Annotated in this window: 17 protein-coding genes and 6 pseudogenes; 11 read left to right on the top strand and 12 right to left on the bottom strand. The window is 66.1% G+C overall.

What is annotated here, in order from left to right:
* Positions 1 to 27: 27 nt before the first annotated feature.
* The 7 genes from fliD to QC826_RS16735 all read right to left on the bottom strand — a co-directional run bounded on the left by fliD (position 28) and on the right by QC826_RS16735 (position 7,091).
* On the bottom strand, positions 28 to 1,428 hold the full coding sequence (gene fliD / locus QC826_RS16765; RefSeq protein ID WP_279761642.1) for a flagellar filament capping protein FliD: 1,401 nt from the start codon (positions 1,426 to 1,428) through the stop codon (positions 28 to 30).
* 82 nt (positions 1,429 to 1,510) lie between these two features.
* On the bottom strand, positions 1,511 to 1,951 hold the full coding sequence (locus tag QC826_RS16760; RefSeq protein ID WP_279761641.1) for a flagellar export protein FliJ: 441 nt from the start codon (positions 1,949 to 1,951) through the stop codon (positions 1,511 to 1,513).
* Positions 1,948 to 3,258 (bottom strand): flagellar protein export ATPase FliI, encoded by a 1,311-nt coding sequence (gene fliI / locus QC826_RS16755; RefSeq protein WP_279761640.1) that lies wholly within the window; start codon positions 3,256 to 3,258, stop codon positions 1,948 to 1,950. Before fliI ends, QC826_RS16760 begins: the two co-directional genes overlap by 4 nt.
* Entirely contained in the window at positions 3,255 to 3,968 is a 714-nt protein-coding gene (fliH, locus tag QC826_RS16750) for a flagellar assembly protein FliH (RefSeq protein WP_093383852.1), read from the bottom strand. The genes fliI and fliH overlap by 4 nt, the downstream gene beginning before the upstream one ends.
* Positions 3,965 to 5,002, bottom strand: a complete 1,038-nt coding sequence (locus tag QC826_RS16745) for a flagellar motor switch protein FliG (RefSeq protein WP_279761639.1) — start codon at positions 5,000 to 5,002, stop codon at positions 3,965 to 3,967. Before QC826_RS16745 ends, fliH begins: the two co-directional genes overlap by 4 nt.
* Positions 4,986 to 6,719 (bottom strand): flagellar basal-body MS-ring/collar protein FliF, encoded by a 1,734-nt coding sequence (gene fliF, locus QC826_RS16740; protein WP_279761638.1) that lies wholly within the window; start codon positions 6,717 to 6,719, stop codon positions 4,986 to 4,988. Before fliF ends, QC826_RS16745 begins: the two co-directional genes overlap by 17 nt.
* Positions 6,720 to 6,740: 21 nt before the next feature.
* Positions 6,741 to 7,091 (bottom strand): flagellar hook-basal body complex protein FliE, encoded by a 351-nt coding sequence (locus QC826_RS16735; RefSeq protein ID WP_279761637.1) that lies wholly within the window; start codon positions 7,089 to 7,091, stop codon positions 6,741 to 6,743.
* A gap of 606 nt (positions 7,092 to 7,697) precedes the next feature.
* On the opposite strand from QC826_RS16735, the gene QC826_RS16730 reads away from it, so the two are divergent.
* From QC826_RS16730 to QC826_RS16700, 7 genes and pseudogenes are all read left to right on the top strand, one after another.
* Positions 7,698 to 8,591, top strand: coding sequence for a FliM/FliN family flagellar motor switch protein (locus tag QC826_RS16730; protein ID WP_279761636.1), 894 nt, complete (start codon positions 7,698 to 7,700; stop codon positions 8,589 to 8,591).
* 4 nt (positions 8,592 to 8,595) lie between these two features.
* Positions 8,596 to 8,968, top strand: a pseudogene (locus QC826_RS16725) (FliM/FliN family flagellar motor switch protein).
* The gene (gene fliP / locus QC826_RS16720) at positions 8,965 to 9,750 is read left to right on the top strand and encodes a flagellar type III secretion system pore protein FliP (RefSeq protein ID WP_279761635.1); all 786 of its coding nucleotides are present in this window, start codon (positions 8,965 to 8,967) and stop codon (positions 9,748 to 9,750) included. Before QC826_RS16725 ends, fliP begins: the two are co-directional and overlap by 4 nt.
* Entirely contained in the window at positions 9,750 to 10,022 is a 273-nt protein-coding gene (locus QC826_RS16715; protein WP_093383832.1) for a flagellar biosynthetic protein FliQ, read from the top strand. Before fliP ends, QC826_RS16715 begins: the two co-directional genes overlap by 1 nt.
* A gap of 19 nt (positions 10,023 to 10,041) precedes the next feature.
* A pseudogene (fliR, locus tag QC826_RS16710) lies at positions 10,042 to 10,829 on the top strand (flagellar biosynthetic protein FliR).
* Positions 10,822 to 11,958 carry a flagellar biosynthesis protein FlhB gene (locus QC826_RS16705; RefSeq protein ID WP_093383826.1) on the top strand — a complete coding sequence of 379 codons (1,137 nt, stop codon included), beginning with the start codon at positions 10,822 to 10,824 and terminating at the stop codon, positions 11,956 to 11,958. Before fliR ends, QC826_RS16705 begins: the two are co-directional and overlap by 8 nt.
* A pseudogene (locus QC826_RS16700) lies at positions 11,955 to 14,041 on the top strand (flagellar biosynthesis protein FlhA). The gene QC826_RS16705 and the pseudogene QC826_RS16700 overlap by 4 nt, the downstream one beginning before the upstream one ends.
* Before the next feature lie 84 nt (positions 14,042 to 14,125).
* Here the strand turns inward: QC826_RS16700 and QC826_RS16695 are convergent.
* The 3 genes and pseudogenes from QC826_RS16695 to QC826_RS16685 form a co-directional block, all read right to left on the bottom strand.
* Positions 14,126 to 14,944, bottom strand: a complete 819-nt coding sequence (locus QC826_RS16695) for a hypothetical protein (protein ID WP_279761634.1) — start codon at positions 14,942 to 14,944, stop codon at positions 14,126 to 14,128.
* A gap of 205 nt (positions 14,945 to 15,149) precedes the next feature.
* Complete coding sequence (locus QC826_RS16690) at positions 15,150 to 16,028, bottom strand: flagellin (RefSeq protein ID WP_279761633.1); 879 nt, start codon at positions 16,026 to 16,028, stop codon at positions 15,150 to 15,152.
* Positions 16,029 to 16,330: 302 nt separating this feature from the next.
* Positions 16,331 to 17,958 (bottom strand): annotated as a pseudogene (locus tag QC826_RS16685) (electron transfer flavoprotein-ubiquinone oxidoreductase).
* Between the two features lie 263 nt (positions 17,959 to 18,221).
* Here QC826_RS16685 and QC826_RS16680 point away from each other — a divergent pair.
* A pseudogene (locus tag QC826_RS16680) lies at positions 18,222 to 18,999 on the top strand (SDR family oxidoreductase).
* Between the two features lie 91 nt (positions 19,000 to 19,090).
* Here QC826_RS16680 and QC826_RS16675 read toward each other — a convergent pair.
* A pseudogene (locus tag QC826_RS16675) lies at positions 19,091 to 19,653 on the bottom strand (LuxR C-terminal-related transcriptional regulator).
* 151 nt (positions 19,654 to 19,804) lie between these two features.
* Here QC826_RS16675 and QC826_RS16670 point away from each other — a divergent pair.
* From QC826_RS16670 to QC826_RS16660, 3 genes are all read left to right on the top strand, one after another.
* A complete protein-coding gene (locus tag QC826_RS16670) occupies positions 19,805 to 20,506 on the top strand; it encodes a CoA transferase subunit A (protein WP_093383805.1) in 702 nt (233 codons plus the stop codon).
* 39 nt (positions 20,507 to 20,545) lie between these two features.
* Positions 20,546 to 21,196 (top strand): CoA transferase subunit B, encoded by a 651-nt coding sequence (locus QC826_RS16665; protein ID WP_279761632.1) that lies wholly within the window; start codon positions 20,546 to 20,548, stop codon positions 21,194 to 21,196.
* A gap of 172 nt (positions 21,197 to 21,368) precedes the next feature.
* The gene (locus QC826_RS16660; protein ID WP_279761631.1) at positions 21,369 to 22,940 is read left to right on the top strand and encodes an oleate hydratase; all 1,572 of its coding nucleotides are present in this window, start codon (positions 21,369 to 21,371) and stop codon (positions 22,938 to 22,940) included.
* A 71-nt stretch (positions 22,941 to 23,011) separates the two neighbouring features.
* Here the strand turns inward: QC826_RS16660 and QC826_RS16655 are convergent, their stop codons facing one another.
* Positions 23,012 to 24,319, bottom strand: coding sequence for a dicarboxylate/amino acid:cation symporter (locus QC826_RS16655; protein WP_279761630.1), 1,308 nt, complete (start codon positions 24,317 to 24,319; stop codon positions 23,012 to 23,014).
* Positions 24,320 to 24,332: the final 13 nt, after the last annotated feature.

Genomic DNA, 24,332 nt, shown 5'->3' with positions numbered 1-24,332 from the left:
GCGGCCGGGGCCGGCCGCCGGCCGGTTTTAGGAACTACTGTTGCTCGAGGAGAACAGCGCCGTGAACAGGCTGGAGGTGTTGTTCATCTTCGACTGGAGGGTCTGCAGGTTGGTGAACTGGACCAGGTAGCGGTTGTAGGCGTTCTGGAACTGGGTTTGCACCTTGGCCTGGCGGTCGGTCAGCGAGATCTGCTCCTTGTCGACCGAGACCTTGCGCGAAGCCAGCTGGCCGTTGGCCGAACTGGTCCATTGGGCCATCAGTTTGTCGAGCGCGCCGAGCACGCCGCTGCTGCTGCTCAGCGAGGCCTTGCCGAACAAGCCGTCGAGCCCGCCCGGATTTGCCAGCACGGCCTTGCCCAGCCTGGCCGTGTCCAGGCCCAGGGTGCCGTCGCGCTTGGCGCTGATGCCGTAGTTGACCAGGGTCTGGCCGCCGACCGCCGTGCGCAGCGTGCCGAGCATGCGGTTGCGCAGCGCCGCCAGGCCGGAGTCGGAGGCGAAGACCGCCGCGCCGACGCCCTTGCTCGGGTCGCCCACGTCGGTCAGGCCGTCGAGCGTCGTGATCACCTTGTTGTAGGCGTCGACGAAGGCTTGCACGTTGGCGCTGGTGGCCGCGGTGTCGGCGGCGACGGTGAGCGTCACCGGCGCGGTCTCGGTGGCGGCCTGGGCCTTGGTGAAGGTCATCGTCACGCCGTCGACCACGCTGAAGACGTTGGAGGCCTGGACGATCTGGGTGCCGGTGGTCTTGGCGCCGACCCACACCAGGGCGTCCTGCGCGGCGACCACTTGATTCTGGTTGGCGGGGGCGTCCAGCGCCGCCTTGAGGGCGGCGTTGGTGACGCCGCTGGTGTCGAGCGAGGCGGCGTTGGCGGCGCCGGTCAGGTTCGAGGTCAGCACCAGCGTGGTGGCGCCGTTCAGGCTCATGGTCGAGGCGGTGACGCGCGAGCTGTTGCCGGCGGCGATGTTGATGGCGGCGGCGATCTCCTTCGGCGACAGGTTGCCGTCCATGTTGCTGTCGGCGGTGTTCAGGCTGACCTGGAAGTTGCTGCCGTCGGCCAGCATCACGCTCAGGTTGCCGCTGCCGGCGGCGGTGGTGTCGCTCAGGCCGCCGTAGGACACCTGGCCGGCCGTGGCCAGCCGCTCGACATAGAACGAATAGGTGCCGGCGATGGCCGCCGAGGTGGCCGTCGCCGTGCCGACCGCCGAGCTGAAGGTGGCCGCGTTGGCGCTCATGGTCTTGCTGCCCAGGCTGAGCGAGGACAGCGCGCTCTGGAAGGCGCCCATCGCGCTGCTCAGCGTGGTCAGCGCCGTCTTGGTGGCGGTCGCCACCTTGCTGCGGCTGTCGATCATCGACTGCGAGCCGGCCACGTAGGCGTTGGCCAGGTTGGTCGCGGTCGTTTTCGGATCGTAATTAATATTGTTGAGTGCCATGATCGTGCCCCTTGGAAAGGATGGATGAAGTGTACCTTGTTATAAGGCGACCTAAATCGTTTCCGTATGAAAATATTCTCAACTATTTTTCGTTCTTCTGGCCGCGGAACCAGGCTTGTGTGGCCAATTCGTCATGTTGCTTGCGCTCTTGTACATGTTGCTCCTTGCGGACCACCTGGTGCTGCTTGTCGAGCACCTTGCCGAGCACCTCGCGCTTCACCCAGGCCGCGTTGAGGGCCTGTTGCGACACCGCCATGTCGGCCTCGTGCATGTGCAGGTCGAGCCGGTGGGTGTCGGCCAGCTGCATCACCGCCTGCTTGTAGTCGCCGCAGTTGCCGGCCAGCGCCATGTGCAACACGCCGCTGGCGCCGCTGTTGGTGTACAGCCCGGTGAGGCGGTCCAGGTTCTTCTGGTAGCGCTCGCGCAGGTTGGCCTTTTCCGCCATCTCGGTCTGCAGGCGCTCGACCTCGGTGTTGCGCAGCGCCACCAGGGTGGTCAGGTTGCGGATGTTGTGCTGGCTCATGTCATCAGCTTCTCAAGTTGATCGACGCAGGGGGAGAAGGGCGCCGCTTCCTTGGTGCCCTGGCAGAGGAACTCCTCGACCGCCGGATGCAGCTTGACGGCCTTGTCGGTGACCGGGTCGGCGCCGGGCACGTAGGCGCCCAGCGGGATCAGGTCGCGCACCCGGTCGTGGCGCGCCATGCTGGCCTTGAGCGCGCGCGCCGCCAGCATGTGCGGCGTGGTGATCACCTGGGTCATGCAGCGGCTGATCGAGGCGGCCACGTCGATGGCCGGATAGTGGCCGCGTTCGGCCAGTTCGCGGCTGAGCACGATGTGGCCGTCGAGGATGGCGCGCGCCGTGTCGACCACCGGGTCCTGCTGGTCGTCGCCCTCGGCCAGCACGGTGTAGATGGCGCTCATGCTGCCGACCTGGTTCTCGCCGTTGCCGGCGCTCTCGACCAGCTGCGGCAGGTTGGAGAACACCGACGGCGGATAGCCCTTGGTGGCCGGCGGCTCGCCCAGCGCCAGCGCCACCTCGCGCAGCGCCATGGCGTAGCGGGTCAGCGAGTCGACCAGCAGCAGCACGTTCTTGCCCTGGTCGCGGAAGTGGGCGGCGATCGAGTGGCACATCTCGGTGGCCATGATGCGCATCAGGGGGCTCTCGTCGGCCGGGGCGATCACCAGCACCGCCTTGGCCAGGCCGTCCTTGCCGAGCGACATCTCGACGAACTCGCGCACCTCGCGCGAGCGCTCGCCGATCAGGCCGACGACGACCACGTCGGCCACGGTCTGCCGGGTGATCAGGCCGAGCAGCACCGACTTGCCGACGCCGCTGCCGGCCATCAGGCCGACACGCTGGCCCTTGCCCAGCGTCAGCATGGCGTTGATCGCCCGCACGCCGACGTCGAGCGACTCGGTGACCGGTTTCTTTTTCAGGGGGTTGATGCGCGGCGGGGTCGACTCGAGCGGATGTTCGCCGCCCAGCTTGCCCAGGCCGTCGATCGGCTCGCCCAGGCCGTTGACCATGCGGCCCAGCCAGGAGGGGCCGATCTGCAGGCTGACCTTGTCCTGCGAGGGCAGCACGCGGGCGCCGGTGGTCAGGCCGACGGCCTTCTTGAACGGCATCAGGAAGGACAGCTTGTCGCGGAAGCCGACCACCTGGGCGTCGAGCCACTCGCCGCCGACTGTCTCTATTTGGCAACGCTGGCCGGTGTGCAGCCGGCAGCCGGCGGCCTCGAGCAACAAGCCGGACGCGCCGACCAGCCGCCCGGTCGGGGTGGCCATCGGGACGGCGCCCAGTTCTAGGTTGCGCAAGGCATCGGCGATCATTCTTCGCTTTCCGTGTCGTCGCCGCCGTCGGCGGCTTGTAACTGATTATCGACCTGTTCCATGACGGCGGCAAGACGTTGATGGCAACCGGCATCGACTTCGTTGTCGCCGGCCTTGATGCGGCACTCGCCGGCGTCGAGGCGGGCGTCGCCGATCAGGTTCCAGCGCTTGGCGCGCTTGGGGTCCAGTTCGCTGATGCGCTTCAGCTCCTCCGGGTTGAGGAAGACGTCGATCTCCTCGCGGGTCGGCGGCATCGAGGCCAGCGTCTCGTCGACCAGGGCCATGATCTGCACCGGTTGCAGCGCCAGCTCGGCGCGGATCACCTGGCGCGCCACCTTGGCCACCAGGTCGACCACCTCCTTGCGCTGGGCGGCGCGGTAGTCGGCGCGCAGTTTTTTCAAGCTCTTGAGCATGGCGTCGACCGGCCGCGCCAGCTGGTCGTAGGCCACCAGGGTCTCGGCGCGGCCCTCCTCGCGGCCCTGCTCCTGGCCGGCGGCGCGGCCGGCCTCGAAGCCGTCCTCCTGGCCGCGCGACAGGCCGACCTCGTAGCCGTCGCGCTGGCCCTGCTCGAAGCCCTCGCCGACCGAGGCCTGCCACTGCGCGCCGGCGTCGACGCCGCCGCTGCCGTTCGACCCGTTCGGGTGCGCCCGTTGTGCGACTGCAACAACCTGCGACAGCGGCGGGAAGCGGTAGGGACGGAACTGCTTCATTCGACCACCGCCTCGGCGAACAGCTGGATCTCGATTTCGCCGCTGTCGGCCAGCGCCTTGACGGTGGCCATGATCTCCTGGCGGGTCTGCTCGATGCGCGACATCGGGATCGGACCGGCGCGCCGCATCATGTCCTCGAAGGCCTGGGCCTGGCGTTTCGGCATGGTCTTGAGCACCGCGTCGCGGATCGACAGCTCGGCGCCCTTGAGGGCGATGGCCCACTGCTCCAGCGGCACCTCCTCGATGATGCGGGTGATGGCCACCTCGGACTGGGTCGACAGGATGAAGAAGTCGTACATCGACAGCTCGATCTGCGCCACCACCTCGGGATCGTGGGCGCGCAGCAGCTCGACCATCTGCGCCCGGTTCGACGGCAGCCGGTTGAGGATCTCGGCGGCCTGGCGGATGCCCTCGACGCTGGTGCTCTGCATGTCGAAGGTGCCCAGGCAGCGGCCCACCAGCTGGTCGAGCTCGAGCAGCAGGTCGCGGTCGATCTCGTCGAGCCGCGCCAGGTTGAGCAGCACCAGGTCGCGTCCCTCGAGGGGCAGGGCGTCGAGGATCTGGCCGGCCAGGGTGGCCGGCAGGAAGGCCAGGAACACCGCCTGCATGCGCACGTGCTCGTTGGAGATGTATTCGGCCAGCCACTTCGGCGAGGCCCACTGCAGGCGCGCCATCTTGGGCCGCAGCTCGTCGCCGTAGATGCTGTTGAGCACCGTGTTGGCGATGTCGTTGCCCAGCGCCAGGTCGAGCGAGCGCTTCAGGTAGCTGCGCGAGGCGCCGTGCACGCCGGACTGCTGGCGGTAGTCGTCGAAGAAGGTCTGCATGGCGTGCTTGACCGACTCGACCTTGATGCCGCTCATGCGCGACATCACCTGGGTCACCTCGAGCAGCTCCTCGCGCGACAGGCAGCGCAGCACGGCGGCGGCCGGCTCCTCGCCTATGCTCAGCAGGACGATGGCGGCCTGTTCGACCGGCGTCAGGTAGACGCCCTCGGGCTGGTCCATGGAATCTTGCATGCTATTGAGTTCGGCCATTTTTCTGCATCCATTGTTTGACGACTTCGGCGACGCGTTCGGGTTCCTTCTCGGCCAGCACCTTCAGGTGGTCGACCATCACGTCGACCGCCGAACCGGCCGGCGGCAAATCGTAGTTCTCCAGCAGCGGCACCACCGGCATGCCCGGCATGCCGGCGGCGCCGGCCGCCAGCGCGTCCGGCTCGCCGGCGGCGTGTTCCGGCGAGGCCAGCGCCGGCGCGCCGGCGCCGTGGGCGCCGGCGGCCACGGTGCTGGCCTCGGCGCTGCGGCGTTCGGCGGCCAGGCGGGCGGCGGCGGCCGGCGACGGCGCCAGGCGCGCCGTCAGCAGGCGCAGCAGCGGACGCAGCAGCAGCAGGTAGCCGAGCAGGGCGCCGACGGCGTACATGATCCACGAGCTGAAGTCGACCACCGTGTCGCGCTCCTGCCACCACGGCGTGAGCGCCGCCTTGGGCGGGAAGTTCATGGCGCTGACCACCAGCTGGTCGCCGCGCTCGGTGTCGATGCCCAGGCCGTTGCGCAGCAGCTTGTCGATGTTGGCCAGCTCGGCCGGCGTCCAGCCGGTCTTGGGGAAGGGCGCGGCGGCCTGCGCCAGCACCACGGCGATGCTCTGCTTCTTCAGCGTGCCGCGGCTGCGCTTGGTCTGGGTGATGCTGCGGTCGTAGGCGTACTGGCGGGTGGTGGCGTTCTTGCGCGCCGTGCCCTCGTCGGCCTTGGCGGCGCCGTCGGCGGCCTTGGCGTCGGTGGCGGCCGGCGGCGGCCGGTTCGACAGGGTGCCCGGCACGCCCATGGCGATGCGGTTGCGGTCCTGCTCCTCGCGCATGGCCTCGCTGGTGACCTTGGGCGCGTCGCCGTATTTCTCGACCGTCTCCTCGACCTTGTCGTTGTCGACGGCGGCGGTGACGCTGAGGCGGAAGTTGTCCTCGCCGATGACCGTGCCGAGCAGGCTCCTGACGTTGCTGCGGATCTCGTCCTGGAAGCGCTTGCCGTTGTCGTTGCCGTTGCTGCCGGCGTCGAAGCCGTCGGCCAGGTCGACGTGCGAGGACAGCAGGTTGCCGGCCTGGTCGACCAGGCTGACCCGCTGCGGGCTCAGGCTGGCCACGCTGCCGGCCACCATGTTGACGATGGCGGCGATGTGTTCCGGCGCCAGGCTGCGGCCCGGCTTGGTCGCCACCACCACCGAGGCCGACGACTTGTCGCCGTCGCTCGAGACGAAGGAGGTCGACTTGGCGATCGACAGGTGGACGCGGGCGTGGCCGATGGCGTCGAGCGTCATGATCGACTGCGCCAGCTCGCCCTCCAGGCCGCGGCGGAAGCGCACGTCCTGGACGAACTGGCTGACCCCCAGCGGGTCGTTCTTGTCCATCAGCTCGAGGCCGGCGGGCAGCTGGGCGGTGACGCCGCGCGCCGCCAGCAGCATGCGCACCTTGCCCAGCATCGACTGCGGCACCAGCACCTGGCCGCTGTCGGGATGCAGGCGGTAGGGGATGTGGTCGGTGTCGAGCACGGCCATCATGTCGGGCGCCGAGACGCGCTCGCGCGCGCCGAACACCGGCTTGTAGGCCGACTGGTCGCTCCACAGGTACATCAGCACCATGGCGGTGACGCCGACCGCCAGCAGCAGCAGCGGGTACAGGTTTTTGACCAGGGCGGGGGGCAGCGACGGCAGCGCGGGATCCGCGCGCCAGCGCCCGAAGGCGGACTTGAGGGTGTTGATCACTTGGATTGCTTTCGCGAAGACTTACAGCGGAAGTTTGATGAGCTCGTCGACCGCGCCCATCACTTTGTTGCGTACTTGCATCAACATCGAGAAGGACAGGTTGGCCTCCTGGCTGGCCAGCATGGCGCCGACCAGGTCTTCGCTCTTGCCGCTGTCGACGTCGGCCATGCGCTGGCCGGCCACGCGGTCGTCCTCGTTGACCTTGCCGATGGCCTGTTTCATCGAGTCGGCGAACGAGCTCGCCGGGGCGGCGCCGGCGCCGCCGCCAGCGAACTGGGCGGCGGCGGCGACGCTGTCGCCGGCCAGGTTGCGCGCTGCGTTGCTGAGGGAGGCGAGATCCGCCTGAATCAGGGTTGCGATACCATTGCTCATGTTGCCACCTCCACTTTCTCTTGCAACGTTGGTCATAACTGCTTGTCCTTCCCAGGCCCGCCGCCCGCCACCGGCGGCGCTGCGGGTCCGGTCTGCATATCGCCGTCCGGTAGGACGAATGGTATATACATGTCGGTCAAACCCTGACACGCGGCGGCCGCCTCGCGGCCGCCTATGCCATATCAATACCACGATTTCACGCGGCCAGGTTTGCTGGAAAACTATACTTTACGCCGCACTGTTTCTTTACAATCGAAACTGTTTTCTTAAAGCAAATATCGTTATAAATCATTCACTAAGCGCAGATTGACAAAGTTGTTCTGCAACTGCTAGACCTGCGCTATGATACGAGGAAGCTTACTGCCTAGCAACTTTCTTGTAAAGGTCTATTTGGCCGTTCCATTATTGTTTTATGGCAAATAAAATATTGTTGCGTGGCAATAATGTGAATTATGATGTATCCTGTGCTACCGAGATCGTCCTACTTTAAGTTACGATACGATACGCAGCCGAATTTCTGAGAATCGAGGCCGCTGCGGTCGCTGCCAGCAGCGGCGACCACGGGTCTTGGAAGCAGGCACCAGAGTGTTTCGACATGACCACGACATGACTACGATAAAACCGACCGCGCAACACCAAGTGCTCGATCCCTGCTTGCTGGGACGGCCTGTGCACTTGTTGCACATCTTCGCGGCCCAGCTGCGCGACGACCTGGCCCAGGCGATGCGCCTGAACATGAGCCGGCGCTACTGGGGCGGCTTCCAGGTCGACGATGTCGTCTTCGGCCGCCTCGAGGGCGGCGAACAGATCGGCCGCTGGCTCAGCTTCGCCGCGCCGTCCGGCAACATCGGCTTCTCGCTGGAACGCAAGGTGCTGCTCAGCGTGCTGAACTTCCGCTACGGCCGCAACAAGAACGACAGCAAGGCCGAGGGCAACAGCGCCGCCGCCGCCGCCGCCGTCGACGAGAGCGCGGTGCGCGTCACCGCCACCGAGGAACGCCTCGCTGTGGTGTTGGGGCAACAGTTGGCCGGCACCCTGGCCGGCCGCATCGAGCTCAACCTGCCGGCCATCGACAAGGCGGCGCCGGCCGAGGGCGACGAGTTCAAGCCGGCCGCCGGCGCCCACCCGCCGAAGGGCACCTGGATCGTCACCGTCACCGTCAGCGACGTCGACAGCGGCGCCACCGGCCGCTTCTGGTTCTCGCTCGACAAGGCGCTGATGGCCAGCGTGCTGCGCGGCCTGATGCCGGCGCGCGAACTGAACAAGAAGGGCGGCAAGAACCAGGGCCCGCTGGCGCAGCGTTTGCAGGTCGGCCTGCACGGCCGCCTGGTCAGCAAGGAGGTGCCGCTGGGCAGCCTGTTCGACCTGCAGGTCGGCGACATCATCCCGGTCAGCCTGCACCGCGCCGACGTGCTGCTCGACGACTCGCGCCTGTTCACGGCGGCCGTGACCGAGCACAAGGGCAAACTCTGTTTAACCTCTTTTGAAGATGTCGAATAACATGATGAACATGAATGCAAGCGGTACCAGCGACGCCCTGTTGGAGGATTTGTCCGAGGAAATGATCATCGACCAGGTCGGCGCCGAGCTGCCCGAGCCGGTCGAGCCCAAGCCGCGCCGCGACCTGCCGCAGATGATGCGCAAGATCCCGGTGACCCTGACGCTGGAGGTGGGCTCGGCCCGCATCTCGCTGCAGGAACCTGATGGCGATCGGCCCCGACAGCGTCGTCGAGCTCGACGTGCAGGCCGGCGAGCCGCTGATCATCAAGGTCAACGGCACCGCCATCGGCCGCGCCGAGGTCGTCGTCGCCGGCGAGAACTATGGATTGAAGGTGATCGACCTGGACGGTCTCAACCTCGACATGATGACCCCATGACGCACGGTGTGACCCCCGCGGCGGGCTGGCGGCGTGCGCTGCCGACCGCGCTGGGCGGCGGACTGTTGCTGCTGTTGCTGCTGAGCTTGGCGCCGGGCACGGCCGGCGCGGTCGACCTGCTGGGCGAGGTGGTGCCCGGCGCCAAGACGGATCTGACCGTCAAGACGCAGATCCTGATCATCATGACCCTGCTGGGTCTGTTGCCGGTGATGGTCATGATGATGACCAGCTTCACCCGCTTCGTCATCGTGCTGTCGCTGCTGCGCCAGGCGCTCGGCCTGCAGCAGGGCCTGCCCAACCGCATCATCACCGGCATCGCCCTGATCCTCACCCTGCTGGTGATGCGGCCGATCGGCGACCAGGTCTGGCGCGACGCCTTCGTGCCCTACGACAAGGACCAGATCGGCCTGCAGGACGCCCTGCGGATCGCCGAGAAGCCGATCTCGCGCTTCATGCTGGCGCAAACGAGCAAGGCGGCGCTGCAGCAGATCGCCCACCTGGCCGGCGAGGACAAGATCAGCACCCCGGCCGAGCACGCCTTCACCGTCAAGCTGGCCGCCTTCGTCCTGTCCGAGCTGAAGACCGCCTTCCAGATCGGTTGCATGCTGTTCATCCCCTTCCTGGTCATCGACCTGGTGGTGTCGTCGGTGCTGATGGCGATGGGCATGATGATGCTGTCGCCGCTGGTCATTTCGCTGCCGTTCAAGCTGTTGCTGTTCGTGCTGGTCGACGGCTGGACCCTGACCGTCAATACGCTCGTCACGAGCATACAGGCCTACTGATGCTGACCCCCGAAGTTGCCGTCGACCTCGTCGTCGAATCGCTCCACATCGTCATGCTGCTGGTGGTGCTGCTGGTGGTGCCCGGCCTGATCACCGGCCTGGTGGTGGCGCTGGTGCAGGCCGCCACGCAGATCAACGAACAGACGCTGAGTTTTTTGCCGCGCCTGCTGGTGACCTTGCTGGCGATCATCGTGATGGGCCGCTGGATGGCCGGCTACCTGATGGACTTCTGCGTCTCCATCTTCACCCGCGCCGGCTCCCTGGTCGGCTAGCCGGCCCGCAATCCGCCCCATGGAGACCGTGTTCAGCCAGTTGCTGCCGATGTTGACCGCGTTGTGGTGGCCGTTTTGCCGCTGCATGGCGCTGCTGTCGGCCGCGCCGGTGATCGGCGAGGCGGCCACCCCGGTGACGGTGCGCATCCTGGTCTCGCTGGTGCTGGCCGTGGTGCTGCTGCCGCTGACCGGCGCCGGCCCGGCCCACACCATCGACCCGATCTCGCTGCAGGGCGTGCTGGCCACCGTCGAGCAGGCCCGCTCGGTTTCGTGCTGGGCCTGGCCTTCCACTTCAGCATGGCGGTGATCGGCGTGCTCGGCTTCATGGTGTCGTCGCAGATGGGCCTGTCGATGGCGGTGATGAACGATCCGATGAACGGCCAGTCGTCCGACGTCGTCTCGGCCCTGTTGTCGGCGCTGGCCATCATCGTCTTCTTCGCCATCGACGGCCACCTGGTGCTCACCTCGGTGCTGGCGCACAGCTTCAAGGCCTGGCCGCTGGGCCAGGGCTACGGCCCGTTGCTGCTGCAGACGGTGGCCTACAACGTCGCCTGGATCTTCTCGGCGGCGATGCTGCTGGCCATCCCGGTGGTGTTCTCGACCCTGGTGGTGCAGCTCGGCTTCGGCTTCCTCAACCGCGTCGCGCCCAGCCTGAACCTGTTCGCCCTGGGCTTCTCGGTGATCACCATCTTCGGCCTGCTGATGCTGTCGCAGTTGGTGCGCTTCATCCCCGCGCACTACACCATGATGACCGACCGCGTGCTGGAGATGATCCAGGCGCAGATGCGGGCGGCCGGCCATGGCTGAGTCGACCGGCGACAAGACAGAAAAGGCCTCGGCGCAGAAGCTCAAGAAGTCGCGCCAGGAAGGGCAGGTGGTGCGCTCGCGCGACCTGTCGACGGCGATCGGCATCCTGGTCAGCCTGAAGCTGTTCGTCTACCTGCTGCCGACCTATTACGGCGAGTTCCTCGAGCTGTTCCACCAGGGCTTCGCGCCGCTGGCCAGCGAGGGCTCGTTGGACAACGCGCTGTCGATCGTCTTCTCCACCGCCATCTGGCTGCTGGTGAAGATGGTGGCGCCGCTGTTCGTGGTGCCCTTGTTCATCGTGCTCGGCGGGCTGGTGCCGGGCGGCTGGGTGGCCAGCACCAAGAACTGGTCGTTCAAGATGGAGCGGCTGAGTCCGGCCACCAACCTGGGCCGCCTGTTCTCCGCCAAGCACGGCTTCGACTTCCTGATCTCGCTGGGCAAGGCCGGCGTGCTGATCTGGGTGCTGACCCACGTCGCCCGCTCCACCGTGCGCGACTACACCCAGCTGCAGCACATGCCGCTGGGCCAGGCCATGATGAGCGGCTCGAACCTGATGCTCGACGGCCTGATGTCGCTGTGCTCGGTGTTCGTCATCTTCGCCGTCATCGACGTGCCGGCCCAGGCCTACTTCTTCGCCAAGCAGCAGCGCATGAGCAAGCAGGACATGAAGGAGGAGCACAAGAGCAACGAGGGCCGGCCCGAGGTGAAAAACCGCATCCGCCAGCTGCAGCGGCAGATGGCCAAGCGCAGCGCGCGCAAGACCGTGCCCACGGCCGACGTCGTCATCGTCAACCCGGAGCACTACGCCGTCGCCCTCAAGTACGACGAGGGCCGCGCCGAGGCGCCCTACGTGGTGGCCAAGGGCGTCGACGAGATGGCCCTGTACATCCGCCAGCTGGCCGCCGAGTTCAACATCGAGGTGCTGCCGCTGCCGCCGCTGGCGCGCGCCATCTACAACACCAGCCAGGTCAACCAGCAGATCCCGGTGCAGTTGTACCAGGCCGTCTCGCAGGTGCTGAACTACGTGCTGCAACTGCAAGCTTTCCGTACTGGGCGGCGCGCCGTCCAGCCACCATTCCCCAACGAGGTGGTCATTCCACCGTCCATGAGTGAGGTTTCGCCGTCATGAATTTCCTGAACCGGATGATCGCAGAGCTGCGTCGCCACAAGTTCGCCACACCCGCCTTCCTGCTGGTGATCTTGGCGATGATCATCCTGCCGTTGCCGCCCGTCCTGCTCGACGTGATGTTCACCTTCAACATCGTGCTGGCCCTGATCGTCATCCTGGTCAGCGTCTCGGCCAAGCGGCCGCTCGACTTCTCGGTGTTCCCGACGGTGATCCTGGCCACCACCATGATGCGCCTGACCCTGAACGTCGCCTCGACCCGGGTGGTGCTGCTGCACGGCCACGAGGGCACCGCCGCCGCCGGCCAGGTGATCGAGGCCTTCGGCAAGGTCGTCATCGGCGGCAACTTCGTCGTCGGTATCGTGGTCTTCGTGATCCTGATGATCATCAACTTCGCCGTCGTCACCAAGGGCGCCGAGCGGATCTCCGAGGTGTCGGCCCGCTTCACGCTGGACGCGCTGCCGGGCAAGCAGATGGCCATCGACGCCGACCTCAACGCCGGCCTGATCAACCAGGAAAAGGCCCAGGCGCGCCGCCTCGACGTCGCCGCCGAGGCCGACTTCTACGGCGCCATGGACGGCGCCTCCAAGTTCGTCCGCGGCGACGCCGTCGCCAGCATCCTGATCCTGATCATCAACATGGTCGGCGGCGTCGCCATCGGCTCGCTGATGCAGGACATGAGCTTCGGCGACGCCTTCCGCCAGTACGCCCTGCTGACCATCGGCGACGGCCTGGTGGCGCAGATCCCGGCGCTGCTGCTGTCGGCCGCCGCCGCCATCCTGGTGACCCGCATCTCCGACTCGGGCGACTTCGAGCAGCAGGTCGGCAGCCAGCTGCTGGCCTCGCCGCCGGTGATCCTCAGCGCCGCCGGCATGATGCTGGTGCTGGCCATGGTGCCGGGCATGCCGTGGATGATGTTCACCGGCTTCGCCGGCGTGCTCGGCTTCGTCGGCTGGAAGCTCAGCCAGCACGTCAAGGCGCCCGACAACGACAACCTGGCCGCCATCGAGGCGGCGCTGCGCGAGGAGCGCGCGCCCGAGCTGGAATGGCAGAGCCTGCCGGCGGTGGCGCCGCTGCAGGTGGCCTTGGGCTACAAGCTGGTCGGCATGATCGACAAGGCCCAGGGCGAGCCGCTGTCCAAGCGCATCAAGGGCCTGCGCCAGAGCCTGTCCGAGGCGATGGGCCTGCTGCTGCCGCCGATCGCCGTGCGCGACGACCTCGGCCTGAAGCCCTCGCAGTACGCGGTGATGCTGTCGGGCACCACGGTGGCCTCGGCCGAGGTGTTCCCCGAGCGCCTGATGGCGATCCCCTCGCACAACGTCTACGGCCAGATCGACGGCATCCCCGGCATCGAGCCGGCCTACGGCATGCCGGTCACCTGGATCGAGCCGGGCGAGAAGGCCAACGCGCTCGGCCTGGGCTACCAGGTGGTCGAGGCGCCGAGCGCCATCGCCACCCACCTCTCCAAGCTGATCCGCGAGTACCTGCCCGAGCTGTTCCGCCACGAGGACGTGGCGGCCCTGCTCGAGCGGCTGGCGGCGCTGTCGCCCAAGCTGTCGGGCGCGCTCGACAAGGCGCTCACCCACACCCAGCTGCTGCGGGTGTTCCGCGTGCTGCTGGCCGAGAACGTCTCGCTCAAGGACATCGTGCCGATCGCCACCACCCTGCTCGACAGCTCGGAGACCACCAGGGCCCGATCCTGCTGGCCGCCGAGGTGCGCTGTGCGCTGCGCCGGCAGATCGTCTCCAGCCTGTTCGGGCAGAAGCCGGAGATGCAGGCCTTCAACCTGGGCGGCGACCTGGAGAATATGCTGCTCGGTTCGCTGAACCAGGCGCGGCAGAGCGGCAAGGTGGTGCTCGACAACTATCCGATCGACCCGCACCTGCTGGCCCAGCTGCAGGTCAACATGCCGGTGGCGCGCGAGCAGATGAAGCAGCAGGCCACGCCGCCGCTGCTGCTGGTGCTGCCGCAGATCCGCCCCCTGCTGGCGCGCTACGCCCGCCTGTTCGCGCCCGGCCTGCACGTGCTGTCCTACAACGAGATCCCGGAGAACCGCGAGGTCAGCATTATCGGCACGGTCGGCTAGCGCCGGCTTGGGGGAACGAAAAATGGCGCCGGGTGGCGCCATTTTGTTGTTGGCCGGCGGACGGGCGCCCGCCGGGACCGCCGCTCAGGCCGTTTCGGAGAACAGGTCGTCCGGCGGCAGCGGCTGCGACAGCAGCACGGCCACCTCGGCCATGGCCTTGAACATCGCCTTGCCCAGCGTGGCGATCTGCTCGCGGGTGGGCAGGGCGGCGCCCTGGGCGTTGGGCGCCAGCTCGCGCAGCAGGCGGCAGCGCAGGATGGTCAGGCCGGAGCGGCTGACCGTCGAGGCCAGCAGCGGCAGCATTTCGCGCATGTGCTGCATCGCCGAGCTTTGTTGCGCGCCCACCTCCAGCACCACGCCGCTGCCGGCCGGCTCCATCTGGATCACCACCCGGCCCACGCCCGGCAGCATCAACTCCAGCCGCAGCGCGACGCGGCGCCGCCGGCGCCGCGTTTGCTCGCTGTCGCCGTCCTTGGCGACCACCCTCAACACCAGTTTTTCCGCCCCCCAGGCGTAGACGGCGAAGCGCCACGGCTCCATCTCGGTGACCAGCGGCAGGCCGGGGCGGCCCTCGCGCATCGAGTTCGGCGTGTGGTCGGCCATGAACAGGCTGGCCGGCACGTGCTGGCCGGCGGCCTGTTGCAGCAGCGCGTCGCGCTGGGCGCCGTAGGTGCGCACCATGACGAACCAGGAGGCCGCCATGGCGTTGGTGTCGGGCTGCTGCCACACCAGCTGGCGCGACATGAACAATTGGTTGGGGCGCATCGCCGCCGGGTCGTTGGCGCCCAGCTTGTCGCTGAACAGGGCGTCCATGCCGGCCTGGGCCCGGGGCAGGGGGCGGCCGTCGCCGCCGTCGGGTAACAGGTCGACCGCGCCGGGGGCGCGCGGCGCGAGCGGATACACGCCGTCCTCGCCCAGCGCGGGGGCCGGCGCCGGGCCGGTGTGTTGCGACTGCCGCTCGAGCGGGCCGAGCGGCGCGGTGGTGGGGCCCTATGCGGTCGAATGCCATCGTGCTTTCTCACGTCTTGCTGGGCAAAAAAAAAGCCAACCGGGTCTCCGGTTGGCTCCTGGTGTTCCCGCCTGTCGCCAGCGCAGGAAGAGGCTACGATTATTGCAGCAGGGACATGACCAGCGACGAGGTGCTGTTGCTTTGCTTCAGCATCGCGGTGCCGGCTTGCAGCAGCATCTGGTTCGAGGTCATGCTCGACGATTCAGCGGCGAAGTCGGTGTCCATGATGCGGCCGGCAGCGGCCTTGGTGTTGGTCGAGACGTTGGCCAAGTTGTTGTAGACGTGGTCCAGGCGGTTCGATGCCGCACCCAGTTGCGAGCGGACGGTGCCGACCTCGTCGATCGCGGTCTTCAGCAGGTCGATGGTGGCGCCGGCGGTGGCGGTCAATTCGGTGCCGGACGGGGTGGCGGCGACACCGGTGTTGACGTAGCCGGTGGCGGCTGCGACGATCGCACCGTGCATGACGCCTATCGCGGCCGACACGTTCACGTTCATTTTTTCCGTGGTCGAGGCGCCGATCTGGAAGTCCACGCCTGCGCCGAGGGCAAAGGTGCCGGTGGTGTCGTTCATCAGCTTCTGGCCGCCGAACGAGGTGTTGCCGACGATGTTGGTCAGTTCCTGGGTCAGTGCGTCGAATTCGGATTGCATGGAGGTTTTGTCAGCCGCGTTCGACGAGCCGTCGGCCGCCTGGGTGGCCAGGTCTTTCATGCGGATCAGGATGTTGGTGGTCTCGTCGAGCGCGCCTTCGGCGGTCTGCATCATCGAGATCGAATTCTGGGTGTTGCGCATTGCCACTGCCATACCGCTGGTCTGGGCTTTCAGCCGGGTGGCGATCTGCAGGCCGGCGGCGTCGTCCATTGCCGAGTTGATGCGGAAGCCGGTGCTCAGACGGGTCTGCGAAGTCGACAGGCTGGACTGGGTGCGGGTAATCGAGTTCTGTGCGGAGAGGGCAGCAGCGTTGGTGTGAAGGCTCAGCATGGGATAACTCCTGGTAGGTGGGTTCAGTTCGGAGCAACGTTTTGATGCTCTCCCAAGTACAAGACGACCATTGAGGGGAGGACATTAAATGCTTTGTGGAAATTTTCGAAAATAAATTATTTCAGCCCTTAAACCGCGCGCCGGGCCAGCCGTACGGGGCGTTTCCACCAGCGGATTATGGGCCGTTTCCACCGTCCCGGCGCGGAAAATATCATGCATAAAAGAAAAAACAGCGCGGGGTGGGGCTCACCGCGCGCTGTTTTGTTGCTTTTCCGCCTAGTCCGGCCGGCGGGCCGGCGGCCTTACATGTTTGGATAGTTCGGTCCGCCGCCGCCCTCCGGTGTGATCCAGACGATGTTCTGGGTCGGGCCCTTGATGTCGCAGGTCTTGCAGTGCACGCAGTTCTGCGCGTTGATCTGCAGACGGTCGGCGCCCTCGTCGGTCTTGACGAACTCGTACACCCCGGCCGGACAGTAGCGCGCCTCCGGGCCGGCGAACTGGGCCAGGTTGACGTCGACCGGCACGCTGGCGTTCCTCAGGGTCAGGTGGATCGGCTGGTCCTCGGCGTGGTTGGTGTTGGAGATGAACACCGACGACAGGCGGTCGAAGGTCAGCTTGCCGTCCGGCTTGGGATAGACGATCGGCTTGCATTGGGCGGCCGGCTTCAGGCACTCGTGGTCGGCGTAGCTGTGGCGCAGGGTCCACGGCGCCTTGCCGCGCAGGATCAGCTGGTCGATGGCGGTCATCACGCTGCCCAGGTACAGGCCCTTGCTCAGCCAAGGCTTGACGTTGCGCGCCACGTGCAGCTCCTCGTGCAGCCAGGACTGCTCGAAGGCGGCCGGGAAGGCGCTCAGCTCGTCGTGCTGGCGTTGCGCGCCCAGCGCCTCGAACACCGCCTCGGCGGCCAGCATGCCGCTCTTGATGGCGGCGTGGCTGCCCTTGATGCGGCTCATGTTGAGGAAGCCGGCGTCGCAGCCGATCAGCGCGCCGCCCGGGAACACCAGTTTCGGCAGCGACTGCAGGCCGCCGGCGGTGATGGCGCGGGCGCCGTAGGAAATCCGCTTGGCGCCTTCGAAGAAGCCGCGGATGGCCGGGTGGGTCTTGTAGCGCTGGAACTCCTCGTATGGCGACAGGTAGGGGTTTTCATAATTCAGGCCGACCACGTAGCCGACCATCACCTGGTTGTTTTCCAGGTGGTAAAGGAAGGAGCCGCCGTAGGTCTTGCTGTCGAGCGGCCAGCCGGTGGTGTGGACGACCAGCCCGGGCTGGTGCTTGGCCGGGTCGATTTCCCACAGTTCCTTGATGCCGATGCCGTAGGATTGCGGGCCTTGCCCTTGTTCAGGTCGTACTTGGCCATCAATTGTTTGCCAAGGTGGCCGCGGGCGCCCTCGGCGAACAGGGTGTACTTGCCGTGCAGCTCCATGCCGATCTGGAAGTCGGGACCGGGCTGGCCGTCGCGCTTGACGCCCATGTTGCCGGTGGCCACGCCCTTGACCGAGCCGTCCTCGTTGTACAGGATCTCGGCGGCGGCGAAGCCGGGGAACACCTCGACGCCCAGCGCCTCGGCCTGCTGGCCCAGCCAGCGCACCACGTTGCCCAGCGAGATCACGTAGTTGCCATGGTTCTCGAAGCAGGCCGGCAGGACGAAGTTCGGCGTCTTGTAGGCCTTGGTTTCGGTCAGGAACAGCACGCGGTCCTCGCTCACCTCGGTGTGCAGCGGCGCGCCCAGCTCCTTCCAGTTGGGGATCAGCTCGGTGAGCGCCTTCGGGTCCATCACCGCGCCCGACAGGATGTGCGCGCCCAGCTCGCCGCCTTTTTCCAGCACGACGACGGACACTTCCTGGCCCTTGTCGGCCGCCAACTGCTTGATCTTGATCGCCGCCGACAAGCCAGCAGGGCCGCCGCCGACGATGACGACGTCGTATTCCATCGCATCGCGTGGGCCGTACTGTTCAACTAGATTATTAGGCTGTGTCATGGTGTTTTTTTATAGTGGAGAAAAATTTAAGCACGAGTGTGCTTCTTTTTGCTGCGGATTGCAACTTTGGCGCCATTTTGGAGGACATTATTAGATGCCGCAATCTAATACTGGCGATTTGTGTAATGATTGCGCTTAGATAGCGCAGGGGTGTGCGCCGCGCGTCTACAATGGATCACCAGACAATCAGATAGTTCCAAGTAAGGGAGTAGCTCGTGGGTATAGAAGTCAATTTCGAGGGAAAAATCGCCCTCATCACCGGCGCCTCCAGCGGCTTGGGCGCGCGTTTCGCCAAGGTGCTGGCGCAGGCCGGCGCCCAAGTGGTGCTGGCCTCGCGCCGCACCGAGCGGCTCAAGGAGCTGCGCGCCGAGATCGAAGCGGACGGCGGCGCGGCCCACGTGGTCAGCCTGGACGTGACCGACTTCGCCAGCATCAAGTCGGCCATCGCCCACGCCGAGACGGAGGCCGGACCGATCGACATCCTGGTCAACAACTCCGGCGTGTCCAACACCCAGCGCCTGGTCGACGTCTCGCCGGAGGACTACGCCTTCGTCATGGACACCAACCTGCGCGGCGCCTTTTTCGTCGCCCAGCAGACCGCCAAGCGGATGATCGCGCGCGCCAAGGGCGACCCCAAAAAACAACACCGCATCATCAACATCGCCTCGGTGGCCGGCCTGCGCGTGCTGCCGCAGATCGGCGTCTACTGCATGAGCAAGGCCGGCGTGGTGCAGATGACCAAGGCCATGGCGGTCGAGTGGGGCAAGTACAACATCAACACCAACGCCATCTGCCCGGGCTACATTTCGACCGAGATCAACGAGGACTATTTCACCAGCGAGCAGGGCCAGAAACTGGTCGAGATGCTGCCGCGCAAGCGCGCCGGCAAGCCGGACGAGCCTCGACGGCCTGCTCTTGCTGCTGGCCGGCGAGGATTCGCACTTCATCAACGGCGCCATCATCTCGGCCGACGACGGCATGCTGGCGATGTAAGGACGGGCCGCGCCCGACACCGGCGCGGCAGGGCATGGCAGGGCGGGGCCGCCGTGGCGCGTCGACAGCGCCGCGGCCTGGTCTAGGCGGCCTATTGCTGTTGCAGGCCAACGAGCTTGTGCACCAGTTCGGACGAGGTGGCGGCGGAGAATTTGCGCATCAGCTTGGCGCGGTGCATCTCCACCGTGCGCGGCGACAGGTCGATCTGCCGGGCGATGACCTTGCTGGTCTTGCCCTCGACCAGCAGGGCGGCGATCTCGCGCTCGCGCGGGGTCAGCTCGGCCGTCACCGGGCGTTTCTCGCTGACGTCCTCGAAGGTCCAGATGCCGGGCCCGAGCGGCTCGTTGAGCTTGAGGGCGTGGCCGCTGACGTGGCACCAGAACAGCTCCTGGTTGGCGCGCCGCATGATGCGCTCGTCCGAGTAGCGGCCGCGCGCGTTCATGATCGGGATGATGCGGTCGCCGGTGCGCAGGAACTCGTCGGCGGTGGGGTAGAGCACCTGGAAGGACAGGCCTCGAGCATGCCGCGCGTGTAGCCGAACATCGCCGCCAGCGCCTCGTTGCAGGACTGGATGACGCGGTTCTCGGAAATGCACATGCCGACCGGCGCGTGCAGGAAAATGGTTTCGTAATCGATGGCTTGCGGTGCATTCATCTGGCGCGGTTTCAATTCTGGTCGAGGGAAAGAATGCAGGTAGTTCTACGGTATTGTGCTTTTGTTTTGTGTATTTTATGCTGAGACGTTGCGCTGCATGCGATATCAACAAAACAAAGCGACACAGCTTAACAAAAGATAAGGGACGCGTATGAACAAAGTGTATCCGGACGCCGCCTCAGCCCTGGCTGGCGTGGTCCAAAACGGTCAAACCATCGCCGTCGGCGGCTTCGGCCTGTGCGGCATCCCCGAGGCCCTGATCCTGGCGCTGCGCGATTCCGGCGTGACCGGGCTGACCGCCATCTCCAACAACGCCGGCGTCGACGGCTTCGGCCTCGGCCAGCTGCTCGAGACGCGCCAGATCAAGAAGATGATCGCCTCCTACGTCGGCGAGAACAAGGAGTTCGCCCGCCAGTACCTGGCCGGCGAGCTCGAGCTCGAATTCACCCCGCAGGGCACCTTGGCGGAAAAACTGCGCGCCGGCGGCGCCGGCATCCCGGCCTTTTTCACCAAGACCGGCGTCGGCACCATCGTCGCCGACGGCAAGGAGATCCGCGAGTTCGACGGCGAGCAATACGTGATGGAACGCAGCCTGGTGGCCGACGTGTCGCTGGTCAAGGCCTGGAAGGCCGACAAGGCCGGCAACCTGGTGTTCCGCAAGACCGCGCGCAACTTCAACCCGAACGTGGCGATGGCCGGCAAGATCACCATCGCCGAGGTCGAGGAGCTCGTCGAGGTCGGCGAGATCGATCCCGACCAGGTCCACCTGCCGAGCATCTTCGTGCAGCGCATCGTGGTCAACGCCACGCCGGAAAAACGCATCGAGCAGCGCACCGTGCGCGCCGCCGCCTAGGCGCCCGGCACCCCAGAACAAAGAAAGACGGAGATTACTATGGCATGGACTCGTGACGAAATGGCCGCGCGCGCGGCGAAGGAATTGCAGGACGGATTTTATGTGAACCTGGGCATCGGCCTGCCCACCCTGGTGGCCAACTACGTGCCGCAGGACATCGAGGTGTTCCTGCAGTCGGAGAACGGCCTGCTGGGCATCGGCCCCTTCCCGACCGACGCCGAGGTCGACGCCGACCTGATCAACGCCGGCAAGCAGACCGTGACGGCGCTGCCCGGCTCGGCCTACTTCAGCTCGGCCGACTCCTTCGGCATGATCCGTGGCGGCAAGATCAACCTGGCCATCCTCGGCGCCATGCAGGTGTCGCAGCAGGGCGACCTGGCCAACTGGATGATCCCCGGCAAAATGGTCAAGGGCATGGGCGGCGCCATGGACCTGGTGGCCGGCGTCAAGCGCGTCGTCGTGCTGATGGAGCACGTCGCCACCGCCAAGGACGGCTCGACCTCGCACAAGCTGCTGAAAAAATGCGACCTGCCGTTGACCGGCGTCGGCGTGGTCGACCTGGTCATCACCGACCTCGGCGTGATCGAGGTGACGCCGCAGGGCCTCAAGCTGATCGAACTGGCGCCCGGCGTCAGCAAGGACGACGTCAAGGCCGCCACCGGCGCCGATCTGGACGTTTCCGCCGTATAACGCGGCGGCGGCACTGAACGGTACGCAACGGCACGCCCCTGCGGCGTGCCGTTGCCGTTTACGCCGGCCCGCCAAGGCGCGGGACTGGCCGTTTCGCCCTGTGTGGTGTAGCGTACTGACTTGATGGTATGTACAACATACAATCATTGCAATACATTCCACAGAGGACACAATGCATACCCCAATTAAAGCTTATCTGGTCGGAGGCGGCATCGGTTCGCTCGCCGCCGCCGCCTTCATGATCCGAGACGGCGGCGTCAGCGGCGCCGACATCACCATCTTCGAGGCCATGGACATCGCCGGCGGCAGCCTCGACGGCGGCGGCAACCCGACCGACGGCTACACGCTGCGCGGCGGCCGCATGCTCACCACCGACAACTACGAATGCACCTGGGAATTGTTCAAGTCGATTCCCTCGCTCGAACACCCGGGCCGCAGCGTCTACGAGGAAACCATCGCCTTCAACGAGAAGCACGTCTCGCACTCGATGGCGCGACTGGTCGACCGCAACCGCTTCAAGCTGGACGTCAAGTCGATGGGCTTCTCGATGACCGACCGCCTGGAGTTGCTGCGCCTGAGCGAGGCCAGCGAGGACGTGCTGGACGGCAGCGCCATCACCGACTGGCTGTCGCCGGCCTTCTTCGAGACCAAGTTCTGGTTCATGTGGGCCACCACCTTCGCCTTCCAACCCTGGCACAGCGCGGTCGAGTTCAAGCGCTATCTGCACCGTTTCATGATGGAGTTCTCGCGCATTGAAACGTTGGCCGGCGTCAAGCGCACCGTCTACAACCAATTCGATTCCCTGGTGCGGCCGCTGCAGCACTGGCTGCAGCAGCAGGGTGTGCGCGTGCTCACCGGCTGCAAGGTGGAGGACATCGAACTCAAGGAGCAGGACGGCGTGACCATGGCGACGGCGCTGCAATGCCTGCGCGACGGCGCCAGCGAGCGCGTCGAGCTCGGCCCCGACGACCTGCTGTTCTTCCAAAACGGCTCGATGACCGACGCCGCCAGCTACGGCTCGATGAGCAGCGCGCCGCCCAAGCTCAGCAAGCGCGACAGCGGCGGCTGGGCCTTGTGGGAAAAGCTGGCGGCGGGCCGGCCGCAGTTCGGCAATCCGGCCGCCTTCAATTCCAGCATCCCTGAATCGTGGTGGGAGTCGTTCACCGTGACCCTGCACGACAGCGCCTTCTTCGACCGCATGGAGAAGTTCAGCGGCAACAGCGCCGGCACCGGCGGCCTGGTCACCTTCAAGGACTCCAACTGGTTCATGTCGATCGTGCTGGCGCACCAGCCGCACTTCGCCGGCCAGCCCGAGGGCGTGCAAGTGTTCTGGGGCTACGCGCTGCACCCCGACCGTATCGGCAACTTCGTCGCCAAGCCGATGGCCGACTGCAGCGGCGAGGAGATTTTGCGCGAGCTGTGCGGCCATTTGAACTTCGACTACGAGGTGATGGCCAAGGCCAATTGCATTCCCTGCCGCATGCCCTACATCACCAGCATGTTCATGCCGCGCGTCAAGAGCGACCGGCCGCTGCCGGTGCCCGCCAACACCCGCAACCTGGCCTTCGTCAGCCAGTTCGTCGAGGTCGCCGACGACGTCGTCTTCACCGTCGAGTACTCGGTGCGGGCGGCGCAGATGGCGGTCTACCAGCTGCTCAAGGTCGAACGCGAGGTGCCGCCGGTCCTGCCGCACGACCACGCGCTGAAGGTCAAGTTCGACGCGCTGGTCAAATCCTTCCAGTAAGCGCGGCTTGGCAATAAAAAAATCCCCGCACATCGCTGTGCGGGGATTTTTTTTTCGCCGCCAGGGGCGGCCTAGGCGTGGTGCGCGCGGCTGATCGGGATCAGGTCGGGATCGATCACGGTCGAGCCGGGGTTGGCCAGTTCGCGCTTCAGCGTGTCGTGGTTCAATTCCTTTTCCCAGCTCGACACCACCACCGTGGCCACACCGTTGCCGATGAAGTTGGTCAGGGCGCGGCATTCGCTCATGAAGCGGTCGATGCCGAGGATCAGCGCCATGCCGGCCACCGGAATGGTCGGCACCACGGCCAGGGTCGCCGCCAGGGTGATGAAGCCGGCGCCGGTGATGCCGGAGGCGCCCTTCGAGGTCAGCATCGCCACGCCGAGGATGGTCAGCTCCTGGGTCAGCGTCAGGTCGGTGTTGGTGGCCTGGGCGACGAACAGGGCGGCCATGGTCATGTAGATGTTGGTGCCGTCCAGGTTGAACGAGTAGCCGGTGGGAACCACCAGGCCGACCACCGATTTCGAGCAGCCGAGGCGTTCCAGCTTGGTCATCAGCGAGGGCAGGGCGCTTTCCGACGAGCTGGTGCCCAGCACGATCAGCAGTTCTTCCTTGATGTAGAGGATGAAGCGGCCGATCGAGAAGCCGGTGTACTTGCAGATGGCGCCGAGGACGATGAAGATGAACAGGGCGCAGGTCAGGTAGAAGGAGCCCATCAACGCCGCCAGCGGCTTCAGCGAGGCGATGCCGTACTTGCCGATGGTGAAGGCCATGGCACCGAAGGCGCCGACCGGGGCGGCCTTCATGATGATGGCGACGACGGCGAAGATGGCGGCCGACAGGTCGTCGATCAGCTTGGTGACCGGCTTGCCGCGCTCGCCGATCAGCGACAGCGCGAAGCCGAACAAAATGGCCACCAGCAGCACCTGCAGGATCTCGCCCTTGGCGAAGGCGTCGACCACGGTGTTGGGGATGATGTTCATGACGAAGTCGGTGGTCGACTGGCCCTTGGCCTTGGCGGTGTACTCGGCGATCGACTTGGTGTCGAGCGTGGCCGGGTCGGCGTTGAAGCCGGCGCCCGGGCGCAGGATGTTGGCGACGAACAGGCCGATCACCAGCGCGAAGGTGGACACCACCTCGAAGTACAACAGGGCCTTGCCGCCGACGCGGCCGATTTTCTTGATGTCCTGCATGCCGGCGATGCCGGATACGACGGTGCAGAAGATCACCGGCGCGATGATCATCTTGATCAGTTTGATGAAGCCGTCGCCGAACGGCTTCATGGCCACCGCGTCCTTGGGGAAGAACTCCCCGAGCAGGATGCCGCAGGCGATGGCGAACAGCACCTGGATGTAGAGAATTTTGTAGAACGGCTTTTTCACGGAAGCTCCTCGG

This window comes from Rugamonas sp. DEMB1, from assembly GCF_029834475.1.
Taxonomy (GTDB): domain Bacteria; phylum Pseudomonadota; class Gammaproteobacteria; order Burkholderiales; family Burkholderiaceae_D; genus Rugamonas; species Rugamonas rubra.
Note: the sequence above shows the minus strand (reverse complement) of the source record. Positions and strands in the feature narration are given on the sequence as shown.